The 14,897-nt window shown below is 50.8% G+C and carries 15 protein-coding genes; 11 read left to right on the plus strand and 4 right to left on the minus strand.

Annotated features, from left to right (window positions below; all coding sequences use genetic code 11):
* Positions 1–23: 23 nt before the first annotated feature.
* A complete protein-coding gene (locus tag JFC11_RS14035) occupies positions 24–956 on the minus strand; it encodes a diguanylate cyclase domain-containing protein (RefSeq protein WP_038483592.1) in 933 nt (310 codons plus the stop codon).
* Positions 949–1,728 (minus strand): hypothetical protein, encoded by a 780-nt coding sequence (locus tag JFC11_RS14040; protein WP_370687198.1) that lies wholly within the window; start codon positions 1,726–1,728, stop codon positions 949–951. The genes JFC11_RS14035 and JFC11_RS14040 overlap by 8 nt, the downstream gene beginning before the upstream one ends.
* 264 nt (positions 1,729–1,992) lie before the next feature.
* On the opposite strand from JFC11_RS14040, the gene JFC11_RS14045 reads away from it, so the two are divergent.
* The 11 genes from JFC11_RS14045 (at position 1,993) to lipB (ending at position 12,421) form a co-directional block, all read left to right on the plus strand.
* Positions 1,993–3,300, plus strand: a complete 1,308-nt coding sequence (locus tag JFC11_RS14045; protein ID WP_120387073.1) for a glutamate-5-semialdehyde dehydrogenase — start codon at positions 1,993–1,995, stop codon at positions 3,298–3,300.
* Positions 3,297–3,956 (plus strand): nicotinate-nucleotide adenylyltransferase, encoded by a 660-nt coding sequence (gene nadD, locus JFC11_RS14050; protein ID WP_038483597.1) that lies wholly within the window; start codon positions 3,297–3,299, stop codon positions 3,954–3,956. Before JFC11_RS14045 ends, nadD begins: the two co-directional genes overlap by 4 nt.
* Positions 3,957–4,063: 107 nt before the next feature.
* Positions 4,064–4,450 carry a ribosome silencing factor gene (gene rsfS, locus JFC11_RS14055; RefSeq protein WP_038483599.1) on the plus strand — a complete coding sequence of 129 codons (387 nt, stop codon included), beginning with the start codon at positions 4,064–4,066 and terminating at the stop codon, positions 4,448–4,450.
* Positions 4,447–4,914 (plus strand): 23S rRNA (pseudouridine(1915)-N(3))-methyltransferase RlmH, encoded by a 468-nt coding sequence (rlmH, locus tag JFC11_RS14060; RefSeq protein ID WP_038483601.1) that lies wholly within the window; start codon positions 4,447–4,449, stop codon positions 4,912–4,914. The genes rsfS and rlmH overlap by 4 nt, the downstream gene beginning before the upstream one ends.
* 35 nt (positions 4,915–4,949) lie before the next feature.
* Entirely contained in the window at positions 4,950–6,857 is a 1,908-nt protein-coding gene (mrdA, locus tag JFC11_RS14065) for a penicillin-binding protein 2 (protein WP_038483603.1), read from the plus strand.
* A complete protein-coding gene (rodA, locus tag JFC11_RS14070; protein ID WP_198349805.1) occupies positions 6,857–8,020 on the plus strand; it encodes a rod shape-determining protein RodA in 1,164 nt (387 codons plus the stop codon). The genes mrdA and rodA overlap by 1 nt, the downstream gene beginning before the upstream one ends.
* Before the next feature lie 47 nt (positions 8,021–8,067).
* Positions 8,068–9,084, plus strand: coding sequence for a lytic murein transglycosylase B (mltB, locus tag JFC11_RS14075; protein WP_198349806.1), 1,017 nt, complete (start codon positions 8,068–8,070; stop codon positions 9,082–9,084).
* A 2-nt stretch (positions 9,085–9,086) separates the two neighbouring features.
* The gene (locus JFC11_RS14080; protein ID WP_198349807.1) at positions 9,087–10,061 is read left to right on the plus strand and encodes a septal ring lytic transglycosylase RlpA family protein; all 975 of its coding nucleotides are present in this window, start codon (positions 9,087–9,089) and stop codon (positions 10,059–10,061) included.
* 68 nt (positions 10,062–10,129) lie between these two features.
* A complete protein-coding gene (locus JFC11_RS14085; protein ID WP_120387069.1) occupies positions 10,130–11,332 on the plus strand; it encodes a D-alanyl-D-alanine carboxypeptidase family protein in 1,203 nt (400 codons plus the stop codon).
* 118 nt (positions 11,333–11,450) lie between these two features.
* Entirely contained in the window at positions 11,451–11,762 is a 312-nt protein-coding gene (locus JFC11_RS14090; RefSeq protein ID WP_038483613.1) for an HP0495 family protein, read from the plus strand.
* A gap of 2 nt (positions 11,763–11,764) precedes the next feature.
* Positions 11,765–12,421, plus strand: a complete 657-nt coding sequence (gene lipB / locus JFC11_RS14095) for a lipoyl(octanoyl) transferase LipB (RefSeq protein WP_231658509.1) — start codon at positions 11,765–11,767, stop codon at positions 12,419–12,421.
* Positions 12,422–12,494: 73 nt separating this feature from the next.
* Here lipB and lipA read toward each other — a convergent pair whose 3' ends face one another.
* Together lipA and JFC11_RS14105 are read right to left on the minus strand one after the other, a co-directional pair.
* Positions 12,495–13,553, minus strand: a complete 1,059-nt coding sequence (gene lipA / locus JFC11_RS14100; RefSeq protein WP_198349808.1) for a lipoyl synthase — start codon at positions 13,551–13,553, stop codon at positions 12,495–12,497.
* 248 nt (positions 13,554–13,801) lie between these two features.
* Positions 13,802–14,788 (minus strand): LysR family transcriptional regulator, encoded by a 987-nt coding sequence (locus JFC11_RS14105; RefSeq protein WP_038483619.1) that lies wholly within the window; start codon positions 14,786–14,788, stop codon positions 13,802–13,804.
* Between the last annotated feature and the right edge of the window lie 109 nt (positions 14,789–14,897).

Raw genomic sequence — 14,897 nt, forward strand, 5'->3', positions numbered from 1 at the left:
AATACTGCTCCATTTAATCCGCATTAGGCGATAGATAATGCTTTTGCACGAGCTTCCAAGCGATTTATATAGCGTTCAAAGCTCTCATTTCGGCATGGTAGGCAAACAGCAATGCGGGTTTCTAGCTGCCCAGTTTCCACTAGAACACGTTGTGATAGTGCGCGTTGAAGCCGCTCGCGCACCAACATAGCACCGCTCTCACTTGTGTCGGGCAGCACTAGCCAGAACGTGGCGTTGTCTGCCCGGCCTAACAGATCGTGGTCGCGGCAACGGCTATTGACTTCGTTACAGAGAGCGCCCAACAGTGCCGTTTGCGCGCGTGAGCCAAATTGCTCTTCCGCCATATCAAGCTGAGGTAAATGCATCACTAAGACTGCCAAGCGTTTGTTAAGCATTGCAGCGCGCAGAAACTCATTGTGAAGCCGCTCTTTTAGCGTATCAATATGGTAAGCATTGCAATCATTGTCGTTTGGGTCTGTCGCCCTCAGCAATGCTCTTTGTCGTGCGTGCTCCCATGGTGGTAAGGCCATCAGCAGAATGAGAGCGGTATAAGCAATAATTATCTCTGAGGATGCATCGCTGTGACGGGTTAGTAGCCACCACAAGGGGCTGGAAAATACCGTTAGCAAGAAAGCGTTCGATAGCGGTAGTAAAAAAAATGCAGCGGCCGTGGGCAGTCCGATCCAAATTGTCGAGATGCTAGGATGACTGTAGAAGGCAGCCAGGGTAATGATATAACTACTACCCAGCAAAATAGCACGGGGAAGAACCGGGTTTAACGCCTGACTGTGGTGCATTAGCAACGCAGTAAGTAGCAGCAGTGTCACAAACATTGGCACTAAAAGGTCGTGATATTTTCCCATGCCATAAAGCCAGAATGTGTACCCTGCTACTAGGATCACACTGGCAGTGTAGGCAAAAGTCATCAGGTGTCTTTGCCGCGGTTGATCAATCATCGTTACCTTCCCGTTGTTGAGGCGGGGGCTGAACCAGCGTTTCGATGGATAGGCCTGATAGCTCTATATCCATTAGTGGTAGATGGTGGGAGTGCTGTGTTTCTGGGAGGCCTGCACAGAGAAGCTTGCGGCGGTGGGCGGCTTCCTTTGGGTTATGCGACAAGGTCAAGGCGGCAAGCGTCTGATTATTTAAGCGATAAACGTGTTCAAAACTGTATATGAGGTTGCATAATTTTTGCGCCGCCGACCAAAGCTGATGGCGTTTTACTTGGATAATTAACAACTCTGCATAGATGGCTTCACGTTCAGATCGGGTTTGTTCTCGGCTCAGGTCTCTCAGCAGCTGTCCACTTGGCCATAGATTTAATCCGGGGATTAGCCGAAGGCGTTTGCGAATGGAGCCGTTAATATCGATTAACTGGCACGCTTTTGCACTGGACAGCACACCTAGCGTGATCAATGCCGCCAACAGTAGTAGCGCTTCGGGTAAGTTAAGAAGGGGGGCAATGAATGACCAGCTAATCAACGCAGCGCAGGTATTGAACACGGCCACCCAGCGTTTCTGAGGCAGCATAAACATTGCCGCCCAAGCCCATATTAAAAAGCTATGGCGCTCTGGAGCCACGGCAATAAGCCCCAGCAGTAGCGCCCCGGAGAGTGCTTGCCAAGGTAGGCCTTTAGAACGACGATGGCTAAAATCGAGCAATAGTGCAGTAACAAAAAGCCAGCCTACAGATAACCAAAGTACTAGCGCGGCCGCGGGCTGCGCCATATATGTCCAGGACGCTAATGCTAACGCCGCTGCGAACAAGTTGGCTCTTAATAGGCGTATTTTGTACTTGCTTTGCATGGTGGCTTACTATTCACCTTTAATTCAGGATTGCCCATGGAGCACTTTGACTAGGCGTGGGCGTCGAAATGTAATCATTAGTAGCGTCAGTATAACGCCCTAATGGCGTAACATACTGCCAAACACCTAGTACCACTACCATAGAATGCAACTTGCCTTGCATACGCAATAAGACAGGGAGAAAGTATGAGCGGTTCAAACGCACACCAAAACATAGCCCTACAGCAATTAGCTGCGGGGAATGTGCCCGCTTATATCCAGGTGCTCGGTCAAGGCGCTAGGGCAGCCGCCAGAGAGCTGCGTCGTGCTGATACAGGATTGAAAAATCGTGCGCTTGAAGCAATGGCATCGCGCCTGACGGCATCTAAACAATTAATACTAGAAGCTAATGCGCTTGATTTACAGCGTGGCAAAGAAACCGGCCTAGACGCTGCATTGCTTGATCGTCTGGCGCTTAATGATGCGCGAATTGATGCCATGGTCGAAGGTCTTCACCAAGTGGCTGCACTACCTGATCCCGTTGGCGAAATTGACGATATGCGCTATCGCCCAAGCGGAATTCAAGTTGGCAAAATGCGCGTGCCTCTAGGGGTTATTGGCATTATTTATGAATCTCGCCCAAACGTTACCCTTGAGGCAGCAAGCCTGTGCTTAAAATCGGGTAATGCTTGCTTGCTGCGCGGAGGTTCTGAGGCCAGTGCGTCAAATGCGGCGATTAGTAGTTGTATCCAAGAGGGGCTAGCTGACGCTGGCTTGCCAGCTGAATCAGTGCAGGTTGTTGCCACCACCGATCGCGCTGCGGTGGGTGCGATGATTAGTATGCCCGAGTACGTCGACGTCATTATTCCAAGAGGTGGTAAGTCTCTGATCGAACGCATTTCCCGCGAAGCAACGGTGCCGGTCATTAAACATCTTGATGGGGTTTGTCACGTTTACATCGACACTACGGCAGATCCCGCTAAAGCACTGGCCATCGCGGTAAACGCGAAAACGCATCGCTATGGCACCTGCAATACGATGGAAACGCTGCTGGTGGATGCGCCGATTGCCGATATCGTGCTGCCAGAGTTGGCTCGTGCCTACGCCGAGCACCATGTAGAGCTACGTGGTTGCGAGCGTACACGAGCATTGCTGCCCCAAGTGGCGTTGGCCACCGAAGAAGACTGGGGCGCTGAGTACCTTGCGCCTATTTTAGCGATTAAAGTCGTCGATGGTATGGATGAGGCGATTCAGCATATCGAGCAATATGGCTCCCATCATACTGATGCCATTGTGACTCAAGACATCAGTCTAGCGAGACGCTTCATGGCTGAGGTCGACTCAAGCTCAGTCATCGTAAATGCTTCTACGCGCTTTGCTGATGGCTTTGAGTATGGACTGGGCGCAGAAATTGGTATCTCAACCGATAAGCTGCATGCGCGAGGGCCGGTTGGATTAGAAGGGCTTACAACGCAAAAATATGTCGTCTTTGGTGATGGGCAAATCAGGCAATGAGTTCAACACCCATGCGAATAGGCATGCTGGGGGGCACATTTGATCCTGTACATCTGGGGCATTTGCGAAGTGCCGTTGAGGTTCGTGAAGCCCTGGAGCTTGATCGTTTACACATGATTCCCGCACCTCAGCCGCCTCTGCGTGATACGCCTCAGGTGTCACCGGAACAGCGTTTTGAGTTGTTAAGGCTAGGTATTAGCGACACGCCAGGTGTGATGGCTGATGATCGGGAGCTGCGCCGCGAAGGGCCTTCTTATAGCGTGGATACGCTTGCCGAGCTGCGGCAAGCGTATGGCGATAGCGCGAGTCTAGTGATGATTATCGGGTTCGATGCTTTTCTAAGGTTAGCCAAATGGCACAAAGCTAATCAGATATTCTCTTTAGCACATCTCGTTGTGATCGCTCGACCTGGCTATAACGCGCGGTGGCCTGAGGAATTAAGGGAACTGGTGGGTAATCGTGAAGTCGATAGTGTGGATGAACTGATGCGAAGCCCTAATGGTAATGTTCTGACGCTGGCCTTGCCCTCCATGATGGCGATTTCGGCTACTTATATAAGAGAGCGTTTAGAAAAGGGCAAAAGCGTTCGTTATCTACTGCCTGAGGCCGTCGAGGAAGCCATTCTGCGGCATGGTTTCTATCATTCTGGTGAATAGCGCTGGCAGTCAGGAAAGAAGCCGTTACAATGGCCGGCTAATTGACTGAATATCACTGAGCTTGCTTTTGCTGAGCTTACGACAACAAGGGGTTGCCTTTAGGAGCCATGCACATCGATACACTTAAAAATCTAGCGGTTGATGCCCTAGAAGAACTTAAAGCACGAGATATTACGCAGTTAGATGTTTCCAAACTGACTGAAGTTACTGATTTGATGCTGATCGCCAGTGGTACGTCTACTCGCCACGTGGCTGCCTTAGCGCAAAATGTTGTGGAAAAGGCCAAAGCGTCAGGCCTTGCGCCCCGAGGTGTTGAAGGTGGCGATAATGCTGACTGGGTATTGGTCGATTTAGGCGATGTGGTTGTCCATATTATGTTGCCTGAAGCGAGAGCCCTCTATGATCTTGAGCGCTTATGGGCAGACCTACCCAATGACGCTGGGGCTATTAGTGAGTCGCTCAAACGGTTTGAAGAGCGAGCCACGATGTCATGAAGATCCGGCTGTTAGCGGTGGGCACCAAAATGCCTGCGTGGGTTGAGGAGGGCATTGAGACCTACCGCAAACGGCTGCCTCGAGACTTCTCGCTTGAAATTGAAGAGATTCCACTCGGTCAGCGTGGCAAAAATGCTGATATAGCCAAAGCGCGTGCGCAAGAGGCTCAGCGTATACGTGACAAGCTTCGTGGCGACGAGTATATCGTGGCACTTGAGGTTAAGGGTAAGACCTGGAGTACCGAACAACTTGCTGACGAAGCCGACGCTTGGCGCATGTTGGGCAAAGATATTGTGTTGTTGGTGGGAGGACCAGATGGCTTAGAGCCATCCCTTTCAGCAATGGCGGATAAAGCGTGGTCTTTATCGCCTCTCACGTTGCCGCACCCACTGGTACGCATAATGCTGGCTGAGCAACTTTACCGGGCGTGGACACTGTTAGTAGGTCATCCCTATCATCGATAATTGCTTTTTGTCTGATTTGAGAGTCATCGTTACCCATGCCTAAGCGCCGTGACACGCTTAAAAACCCTGAGCAAGAATTGCGTATTTTTCGTGTCAGGGCGCTACTTGCCGTTTTGGTGGTGGTTGTTTTGACGGGATTGCTGACTGGACGATTAGCATACTTGCAGATCGTTCAGCACGATTTATACAGTACTCGCTCCGAAAAAAACCGTGTCCGTGTCGAACCGCTGCCCCCCAATCGGGGGTTGATTTATGACCGCAATGGCGTCCTCCTTGCCGAAAATCGCCCTACCTATAACCTCACGTTGGTGCGCGAACGCGTTGATGATTTAGATGAAACGCTGGCGCTGTTAGTTGAGCTTCTAGACTTGCCCGAAGATGATATTGAAGCGTTCAATGTCCGTTCCCGGCAACGCCAACGCCCGTTTCAGCCTGCGCTTTTAATGAGTGATTTGAGCGAAGACCAAATCGCACGGTTAGCGGTGAATCGGCATCGTCTACCAGGGGTTGAAGTAGAGGCACAGCTTCTTCGTTATTATCCTGATGCCGAAATGATGGCCCACTCACTGGGCTACGTAGGGCGCATCAACGCAGAAGAGATGCAAACCCTAGATGCTGGGCGATATGCGGGAACACACTTTATTGGTAAAACAGGGATTGAGCGCTTTTACGAGACGGAACTGCACGGGCAGGCGGGGCTGCGTAAAGTTGAAACGAATGCACGTGGGCGTGTACTTAGAGAGCTTGGTCGTACTGATCCGGTACCTGGGGAAAACCTTACTTTAACGCTTGATAAGTCAATGCAAATGCTGGCTTACGAGCTGTTAGATGGCAGGCGTGGATCTATCGTCGCGATCGTTCCTGGGACGGGTGAAATCCTCGCCATGGTATCGACGCCTGGCTTTGATAGTAATCAGTTCGTGACGGGAATTGATGTCGCTTCTTATCGCGGCTTGCAGGAAAATATCGACCTCCCGCTGTTTAATCGAGCAATTCGTGGCCATTATCCGCCAGGTTCGACCATTAAACCTTTTTTGGCGCTTGCGGGGCTGGTCGAGGGTGTTATCACTCCCGATAGCACGATTAATGATCCTGGTTTCTATCAGTTACCCAATGACTCTCGTCGCTATCGTAATTGGTTGCGTTGGGGGCATGGTCGGGTAGACATGGAGCGGTCTATTGCTGTTTCAAACAATACTTACTATTACACCTTAGCTCATGATTTGGGTATCGATAATCTGCATGAACAAATGACCAACTTTGGTTTTGGCCAACGTGTTGCTCATGACGTGCAAGGTGAAAGCACTGGCCTGATGCCGTCTCGTGACTGGAAGCGGGCACGCTTTAATCAGCCTTGGTATCCCGGTGAAACACTCTCTGTGGGAATTGGGCAGGGTTACTGGCAAGTAACTCCGTTACAACTGGCTAGTGCAACGGCTACATTGGCTAATCGCGGTCATTGGGTAAAGCCACGTCTTGCGTTAGCAATAGGTGAAGAGCCCTTAGCGTTGGATTTGCCGGATACGCTGCCCGATATTCAGTTGGATAATGACAACTGGTGGGACCGTGTTTTCAGTGGCATGGAAAAAGTTATCAGCGGTAATGAAGGTACAGCACGCCGTACGGGAGTAGGGCTAGAGTACCGTATGGGGGGGAAATCAGGCACCGCCCAGGTGTTCTCGCTTGGACAAGATCAGCGTTACAACGCCGCAGAACTTGAGGAGCGCTTACGCGATCACGCTCTTTTTATGGCGTTTGCGCCAATCGACGACCCTCAAATTGCGGTCTCAGTCATTGTTGAAAATGCTGGAGGCGGTAGTACGCATGCCGCTCATTTGGCGCGTGCGATGACCGATGCATGGATATTAAGAGACGATGCGCCAGACGTTGAAGAAGTTAAAGAAGTATTGGAAGAAGATACTGCCAACGTGGAGGGTAACTAATGAGGTCATGGCAAACCCTCTCTCGCCCATTACGTCGTTATCCAGTACGCCCACCCGATAGTGGTATTGCTCGGCGCAAAAGCATCTGGGAGCGGATTCACCTTGATCCGTGGCTGTTAGGTTTGCTGCTGTTGCTGATGGGTGGTGGTCTATTAGTGCTTTATAGCGCTTCCGGGCAGCGTATTGATACCGTGATTGCTCAAGCTATACGTTTTGGTGTTGCCATCGCTGTTATGGTGGTTATTGCCCAATTATCGCCTTCCACGTTTCTGCGCTGGGCTCCCTTGGCTTACGGCTTGGGTCTAGCTATGTTGTTGGCAGTTGAAATAGCGGGTGATGTGGGTATGGGGGCAAAGCGGTGGCTTGAAATACCGGGTGTTATTCGGTTTCAACCATCTGAAATGATGAAATTAGCGGTGCCACTGATGGTGGCTGCCTATCTGAATCGTTGCCAATTACCGCCACGTTTCAAGCATATTTTTGTATGCGCGGTGATAATCGGCTTGCCGGTGGTGCTTACAGCTATTCAACCGGATCTTGGGACGTCGCTTTTAGTGGCCAGCGCGGCGGTTATTGTCGTGCTTTTGGCAGGTTTGTCCTGGCGCCTAATTGGTTTGATTGCTGCCTTAATTGCAGCAGGGCTTCCTGTTCTATGGATGAATATGCACAACTATCAGCGTCAACGGGTTTTAACATTCCTGGATCCAGATAGCGACCCCTTAGGGTCGGGTTGGAATATTATTCAATCAACAACAGCGATAGGCAGCGGTGGCTTATGGGGGAAAGGCTGGCTTGAGGGTACTCAGTCTCAATTAGAATTCCTGCCTGAGCGCCATACGGATTTTATTATTGCCGTGCTGGGTGAAGAGTTTGGTCTGGTGGGAATGCTCGTGCTGCTATCCCTGTATGTCATGATTGTGGGGAGAGGTCTTTGGCTGGCAACCTCTGCTCAGGACACCTTCGGGCGACTTTTTGCAGGCAGTATTATCCTGACGTTTTTTATATATGTGTTTGTCAATGTCGGCATGGTAAGTGGTATTTTGCCCGTTGTTGGCGTACCGCTGCCGCTAGTGAGCTATGGCGGGACTTCTAGCGTGACCTTGCTGGCAGGGTTCGGTATTCTCATGTCAATACATGCCCATCGGCGGTTGTTGCCGCGCTAGTATCGAATAGATAAGTAGCGGTGCTTTTTCACAGGAGTGGTTAGTTAATGAAATGGGCCCGAAATAAAGCAAGCGGCTGCATGGCAGCTATGTTACTGGCGTGTGCTTACACGGTTGCATGGGCTGACGACGCGTCGCCTTTTGATCCTCAGCAGCATGAAGGTACTCAACAGCTAGTTGACGAGTTAGCAGAACAAGGAATTCCTCGGCAATGGCTAACAGATGCCCTGAATCAAGCCAGCTTTAGCCAATCTGTTTTGGACGCGATGGAAGGTGCGGCTGAACGTCGCTTACGTTGGTATGAGTATCGCGATATCTTCTTAACTCAGCAACGTATTGAGGAGGGAGCCGACTTCATCAGTGAGTATGAGGATGCGTTTGCTCGGGCTGAGGATGTGTATGGTGTCCCACCAGAGATCATTGCTGCCATTATTGGTGTTGAAACCTATTACGGTAAGCATAAAGGGCGTCACCTTGTATTAGACTCATTGGCAACATTAGCCTTCAACCATCCTGTCCGTGGTGGCTTTTTCCGGGGCGAACTGGCGGCTTTTTTGAAAATCGCTCATGAGCAAGGCGTTGAGGTTGACGAGCTTTATGGTTCGTATGCAGGCGCAATGGGGTATCCCCAGTTTATTCCCACGAGTTATCAAGCCTATGCCGTCGATTTTGACGGTGATGGTAAACGAGATTTATGGGAGAATCCGGTTGATGCCATTGGCAGCGTGGCGAACTACTTTGCTGTACATGGTTGGCAGCGTGATGGGGCAATTTATCATGAGGCCGATGGCCCTGATTCAGCGCCTGAAACGCTTCCTATTAACCAAACCAGTAAGCCTGATGTGACTGTATCTGAGGCGATTGAAGCTGGCATTGAACCACAAAGTGCGCTTGATCCAGAGTTACTTGTGGTGCCTTTAAGGCTCGAGCTTGCCGATGATAGTATCCAATATCGCTTGGGGGAATATAACTTTTACGTTATTACCCGCTATAACCACAGCCATCTCTATGCAATGGCGGTGACAGAGCTATCAGAAGCGATTGCACGGCAGGTTGAGGGCTAAATATGAGAACAGTGCTGTCTGAGGCTCGTGGCATAGGTGGTGCGGTGATCATCATGGCGTTGGTTAGCGGCTGTGCCAGCCATGAAGCTCAACAAAATAGCGCCAATCAGCCTGCTAGTAAGCCTGCTGAAAGTGCGAGCGGGGCGCTCAGCAGTGGAGCAAGTAGTGGTGGTGAATCGACGGGGGAGCGCTATGCAATGACCGGCGACGCGTATCCGTTAGAGCCGCCGGATGTGAGCAAGGTGCCAAACGCTGAGCCTCGCATAGAACCGCTATCGCGTTCCGGTAATCGCTCCACTTATGAAGTGTGGGGTGAAACCTATCATGTATTGCCGGATGCAACGGGCTACGTGAAGCAAGGGACGGCCTCCTGGTACGGTGAAAAATTCCATGGCTATGCCACATCAAACGGTGAAATTTATGACATGTATAAAATGTCTGCGGCTCACCGTTCGTTGCCACTGCCAACATTCGCCCGTGTCACCAGTTTAGACAGCGGTCAATCTGTTATCGTGCGCGTCAATGATAGGGGGCCTTTTCATAGCGACCGTGAAATAGATCTTTCCTATGCAGCGGCTGCACGGCTAGGCTTTTTAGATAATGGTACTGGCGCCGTTCGGGTTGAGGCTATCGAGCCTGAACAATGGCTGGCTCAGCAAGGTAGGAGTAGCCGTCCAGTCGATGAGGTGCCTTCGGCATCTTCTACTGTGAATGCACGGCCTGTTCCAAATATTGCTGCTCAGCGACCAATGGCAGCGGATGACGCGATTTATCTACAAATTGCGGCACTGGGCAGTGAAGAAGGAGCCCAGCAGTTGCAGCAACGTTTGGTTAGTGAGCTCCCTCATAAAGTACGGGTGATGAGTGATGCAGATGTGCATCGTGTGCAGGTTGGGCCAGTGAGCCCTAATCAGGAAACCCAAGCACGTGAAGAACTCCGTCGGGCGGGCTTCCCACAAGTGTTTATCGTGAGATAGTTCACCCCATTTATTAGCTAAAATAACGTGCTTCGTTGACGTTTTTTCTTTGTTGTGAGAAGTAAGAGATGAATGTATTGATGTCTATTCGCCGTACCGCTGGGCTTTGTTTGTTTGCGGTTTTTGCCGTGGTGTCTTCACCGGCCGTAGCTCAGGTGATACCTCAGCCGCAAACGATTATTCCCTCCGCTCCTCAGCTAGCGGCGAGCTCATGGATTCTGATGGATGCCAACAGCGGTCGTATTCTTGCTGAGCATAATTCTGATGAACGCTTACCGCCAGCCAGCCTGACTAAACTCATGACCGCTTATTTGGTCGAGCGTGAGTTAGATCGCGGCACAATTAGCTTGACTGATATGGTTAATATCAGTGAGAAAGCTTGGCGTACCGGTGGCTCCAAGATGTTCATCGAGGTAGGCGATCAAGTCTCGGTCGATAATCTGCTGCATGGCATTATTATTGTATCCGGTAATGATGCTAGCGTGGCGATGGCAGAGCATCTAGCTGGTGGCGAAACGCCATTTGCCGATTTGATGAATCAGCATGCTACGCGCTTAGGAATGCACAATACTAATTTCCAAAATCCGACAGGTCTTCCTGGCGATAATCACTACTCCACCGCTCACGATATGGCGTTGTTGTCACAGCATATTATTAACGACTACCCTGAGCACTATACTATTTACTCTCAACGCAACTTCGCGTTTGGTGGCATCGACCAGCCAAACCGTAACCGGTTGCTATGGCGCGACCCGAGTGTCGATGGTTTGAAAACCGGTTGGACAACGGAGGCGGGCTACTGTCTTGTCTCTTCGGCCGAGCGTGATGGCATGCGGCTAATTTCAGTTGTGATGGGCACTAACTCAGAAGAGGCGCGAGCGCAGGAAACGCAAAAGCTACTCAGCTACGGCTTCCGCTTCTATGAAACGATGAAGCTCTATGAGCGTGGTGCAGTGCTTGCAACGCCACGGGTATGGGGCGGTGATAGTAATGAGTTGCGTGTTGGCGTTGATGATGAAGTGTTTATGACACTTCCGCGCAACCGTAATGAAGAGTTGCGTGCTCGCTTGAACCTGGATAGCGATCTTCAAGCGCCGATTGCCGTGGGTGATGATGTCGGTACGTTAGAAGTATATTTAGGTGAAGAAATGGTTGGTGAGCGCCAGCTAGTGGCGCTAGAAAATGTTGAAGAGGGTGGCTTGTTTAAGCGCCTATTTGACCAAGTAAGGCGTTTCTTCAGTGGTTTGATTAGCAACTTTACTGATAAGTAGCCACGAGCTTAAGCGCAGGATTTTTAGTATTTTGCGCTTAAGTTATTAATCTTATAAGGCTGTACTGCACTCGTACCCTGAGCAGAAGTATCTATATATTCCCGTGTAAAGGCGAGCTATGAAAAAAGGCGCGAAAAATGGGCTAAGAGATTTACGTCAGCCTGAAGTAAACGAGCCACCTAAAATCACTTTTCCCTGTGATTACTCATTGAAAGTGGTTGGCGATGCTGCTGAGGATTTTCCAGCCTGCGTGTGCCAAGTGATTGTTAAACATTCCCCAGATTTTGATGAGACGTCGCTTCAAGTCATCGACAGCCGTAACGGCCGTTTTCAATCTGTGCGTGTGACTATTGTAGCCACTGGCGAACAGCAATTACGCCAGCTGTTTGATGATCTGAAGGCTACAGGTCGCGTACACATGGTGGTATGACCTTGGCTAGTCAACCTATTGAGTTGCATCAGCTTGGCCATCGTGCCTACTTGCCTGTGTGGAGCGCGATGCGCGAACTCACCGACACGCGAGACGAGACAACGCCTGATCAATTCTGGCTAGTTGAGCACGATCCCGTTTTTACTCAGGGGCAGGCGGGTAAGCCCGAACATGTGTTAATGCCAGGTGATATCCCTGTCGTGAAAACGGATCGTGGGGGGCAGGTAACCTACCATGGCCCAGGCCAAATTGTATTATATCCATTGCTGGACGTTAGGCGTGGCAAGATTGGTGTTCGTGAGCTAGTAACTGCGCTAGAAAATTCGGTGATTGACGTACTTGCGCTTTATGGCGTTTCTGCCTGGGCGAAACCAGATGCACCTGGCGTCTATGTCGACACGCAGCAAGGTGAGGCGAAAATTGCCTCGCTAGGGTTACGAATTCGGCGGGGCGCAAGCTATCACGGGGTTGCGCTAAACGTAGACGGTGACTTATCCCCCTTTGGGCGCATCAATCCCTGTGGCTATGCAGGTATGCAGGTAACGCGATTGGCTGATTTAGTGGCGCTGCCTGTCGCTCACCAAGTGGGGAGTCAACTAGCGTCTGCATTAGCTCAGCGGTTGGATCGTCAGTTGGTGGATGTATCCTTTACCCAATAATAAGCGATCTGCACGCAAGGCACTGTTGGAACTGATTTAGCTGTGCCAATTGCGTGCAGCTAGCCTAGGCGATTTATCCGACGTTAAACGCAGGAATGCGGTTAGCGTCAGGCTCATGACCAGGAACCGCAGCAGGCGACGCGAGACCAAGATTGTTTTTCTCAAAAACACGGTCAGCGCGATAGCTAGAGCGAACCAGCGGCCCGGACGGCACTTCCATAAAGCCTTTTTCAAGACCAAGCACACGATAGCGATCAAACTCTTCTGGGGTGACCCAGCGCTCTACGGCTAGATGGTTTTTGGTTGGGCGCAAATATTGTCCAAGCGTCACGATATCAACGCCAATCTCTCTCAGGTCATCAAAGGTTTTAAGAATCTCTTCGTCTGTCTCACCTAATCCAAGCATCAAGCTTGTTTTGGTAATTATATCTGGCCGATACTGTTTGGCATGCGCTAAGACATTCAGCGTTTTGCGATAACCTGCACGTGGGTCGCGTACTTTGCTGGTTAGTCGCTCTACCGTCTCTACGTTCTGTGCCAACACTTCCAAGCCCGAATCGACTACCCGCTCAATGGCGGCTTTATCAGCGTCAAAGTCGGGTGTTAGGGCTTCTACAACTACTTCCGGCGTGCGGGATTTGATAGCCTTAATACAGTTGGCGTAGTGCGTAGCGCCGCCGTCGTCCAGGTCGTCTCGGTCAACGGAGGTCAATACGATGTAGCGCAGCCCCATCAACTCGACTGATTTTGCTGTGTTTTCCGGCTCATCTAGATCCAGCCAGCCTTTCGGATTGCCTGTATCCACTGCACAGAATCGGCAGGCGCGTGTGCATACAGACCCCATTAACATGATGGTGGCGGTGCCATTGCTCCAGCATTCGCCCATGTTAGGGCAGTGCGACTCTGCACAAACAGTGCTAAGACGGTGTGTAGAGACATTCTTTTTGACGGCTTCGAAGCGTTCGCCCCCAGGGATCTGTGCGCGCAACCATTTAGGTTTACGGTCAAGACTGGGAGACGCCTCATCTGACGACGTTTTACGCTGTTTCATGCCGTCTTTAATGACCGACATGCCATGCTCATTGCGGAATTTTTCGCCGCTAGGGACGCGCGTTGTGGGGTTATTGCTCATAGGAAAGAGCCTCTCTACTGTGCGGCAGGCAATGCCCAAACGTCGTGGCGTCTAACCATATGCTGTGGCGATGGCGTTTAAATGCCATGGCGTTGACAGTTGGATCGCCTGCGCGAATACATGCCAAACCCTGAAGATTCTGAATGATACGTAGGTAGTAGGCTAATGTAACATATCTGTTGGTTAACAAGACACTAAGCCCTCTTCATCGAACCGCCAAACAGACAGTCCAGCCAATCGATAGCCCACTATAGTGACAGTAAAGGTAGGCAGGAAACGCCGTGGCTAGGTAGTGGGCTAGATGGGGCTTGGAAATACCGACGAAAATCTGGCAGGTGTTCCCGTGTAAAGCGTAAAAAAAGATCAGCGACTGGTGTCGGAAAATGATCGCGACGATACACCGTGCACCACGAGCGCCGAATAGGGAAGTTAGGTAGCGGGAGCGCTGATAGCAGCCCTTGTTCTAGTTCAAGTTGAACCGCCAAGCGGGGCAAGACGGCAACGCCTAAGTGGGCCATAACGCCTTGTTTAATGGCTTCATTAGTGCCTAATTCAATGCGGTGGGGAAGGCCGACTTCTTGGTCAACAGCCAGTTGCTCAAATGCGATACGCACCCCAGAACCTGGCTCACGCATCAATACATAATGGCGCGCAAAGTCGGCTAATGTTGGTGCTTCCATGTGAAGTAGTGGGTGGTCTGGCCATACGAGAGCGATGAGTTCATTTTCAAGAATGGGCATGACTACCAGGTCGTCGTCTTCAGGCACCATGGCCATAATCACGACATCATCTTTTTGTTCTGCCAGTCTTTCCAGCGCTTGACTGCGGTTGCATACCTTTAGACGAATACGTACGTCGGGATAGCGTGCTCGAAACCGTGCTAGTAAATAAGGCACCACATACTGGGCTGAGGAGACTGCTGCGATGTTCAGCTCACCGCTAATGCTGCCATTAATCTCCGAGAGATTCATTTGCAGTCTAGAGAGCTGTCCGAAAATCTCGCGTGTGGAGAGCGCTAGGGTATCCGCGGCAGGTAGCACGTGAAGGGTTTTACCGGCATATTTAAACAGCGGCTGACCAAGAGCGAGTTCTAACTGGCGAATTTGTGCGCTAACCGCAGGTTGTGTAAGCCCTAGCTGCTCGGCTGCGCGCGAGTAAGAGCGCTGGCGGTGAACTGCCTGAAATACCTGTAATTGTCGGAAGGTCAAACGGTTGAGTAGTGTAAGGGATGACATAACAACCTCTAGGTATACACCCTCCGAAGATAGAAAGTGCCACAAAACAAAAAAGTTTCAGCATTACGCTGGAAATGCTACCACCGATGATGTGCGGCGTCTTTATGAC

Origin of the sequence: Vreelandella alkaliphila (assembly GCF_016107625.1) — a bacterium.
GTDB classification, from domain to species: Bacteria; Pseudomonadota; Gammaproteobacteria; order Pseudomonadales; family Halomonadaceae; genus Vreelandella; species Vreelandella alkaliphila.

Coding starts and splice junctions, on each gene's coding strand:
- JFC11_RS14040 (WP_370687198.1), bottom strand. CDS start 1,728: ATGGCGCAGCCCGCGGCCGCGCTAGTACTTTGGTTATCTGTAGGCTGG.
- rlmH (WP_038483601.1), top strand. CDS start 4,447: ATGAAGATCCGGCTGTTAGCGGTGGGCACCAAAATGCCTGCGTGGGTT.
- rsfS (WP_038483599.1), top strand. CDS start 4,064: ATGCACATCGATACACTTAAAAATCTAGCGGTTGATGCCCTAGAAGAA.
- JFC11_RS14090 (WP_038483613.1), top strand. CDS start 11,451: ATGAAAAAAGGCGCGAAAAATGGGCTAAGAGATTTACGTCAGCCTGAA.
- rodA (WP_198349805.1), top strand. CDS start 6,857: ATGAGGTCATGGCAAACCCTCTCTCGCCCATTACGTCGTTATCCAGTA.
- JFC11_RS14080 (WP_198349807.1), top strand. CDS start 9,087: ATGAGAACAGTGCTGTCTGAGGCTCGTGGCATAGGTGGTGCGGTGATC.
- JFC11_RS14035 (WP_038483592.1), bottom strand. CDS start 956: ATGATTGATCAACCGCGGCAAAGACACCTGATGACTTTTGCCTACACT.
- nadD (WP_038483597.1), top strand. CDS start 3,297: ATGAGTTCAACACCCATGCGAATAGGCATGCTGGGGGGCACATTTGAT.
- JFC11_RS14105 (WP_038483619.1), bottom strand. CDS start 14,788: ATGTCATCCCTTACACTACTCAACCGTTTGACCTTCCGACAATTACAG.
- JFC11_RS14085 (WP_120387069.1), top strand. CDS start 10,130: ATGAATGTATTGATGTCTATTCGCCGTACCGCTGGGCTTTGTTTGTTT.
- JFC11_RS14045 (WP_120387073.1), top strand. CDS start 1,993: ATGAGCGGTTCAAACGCACACCAAAACATAGCCCTACAGCAATTAGCT.
- mltB (WP_198349806.1), top strand. CDS start 8,068: ATGAAATGGGCCCGAAATAAAGCAAGCGGCTGCATGGCAGCTATGTTA.
- lipA (WP_198349808.1), bottom strand. CDS start 13,553: ATGAGCAATAACCCCACAACGCGCGTCCCTAGCGGCGAAAAATTCCGC.
- mrdA (WP_038483603.1), top strand. CDS start 4,950: ATGCCTAAGCGCCGTGACACGCTTAAAAACCCTGAGCAAGAATTGCGT.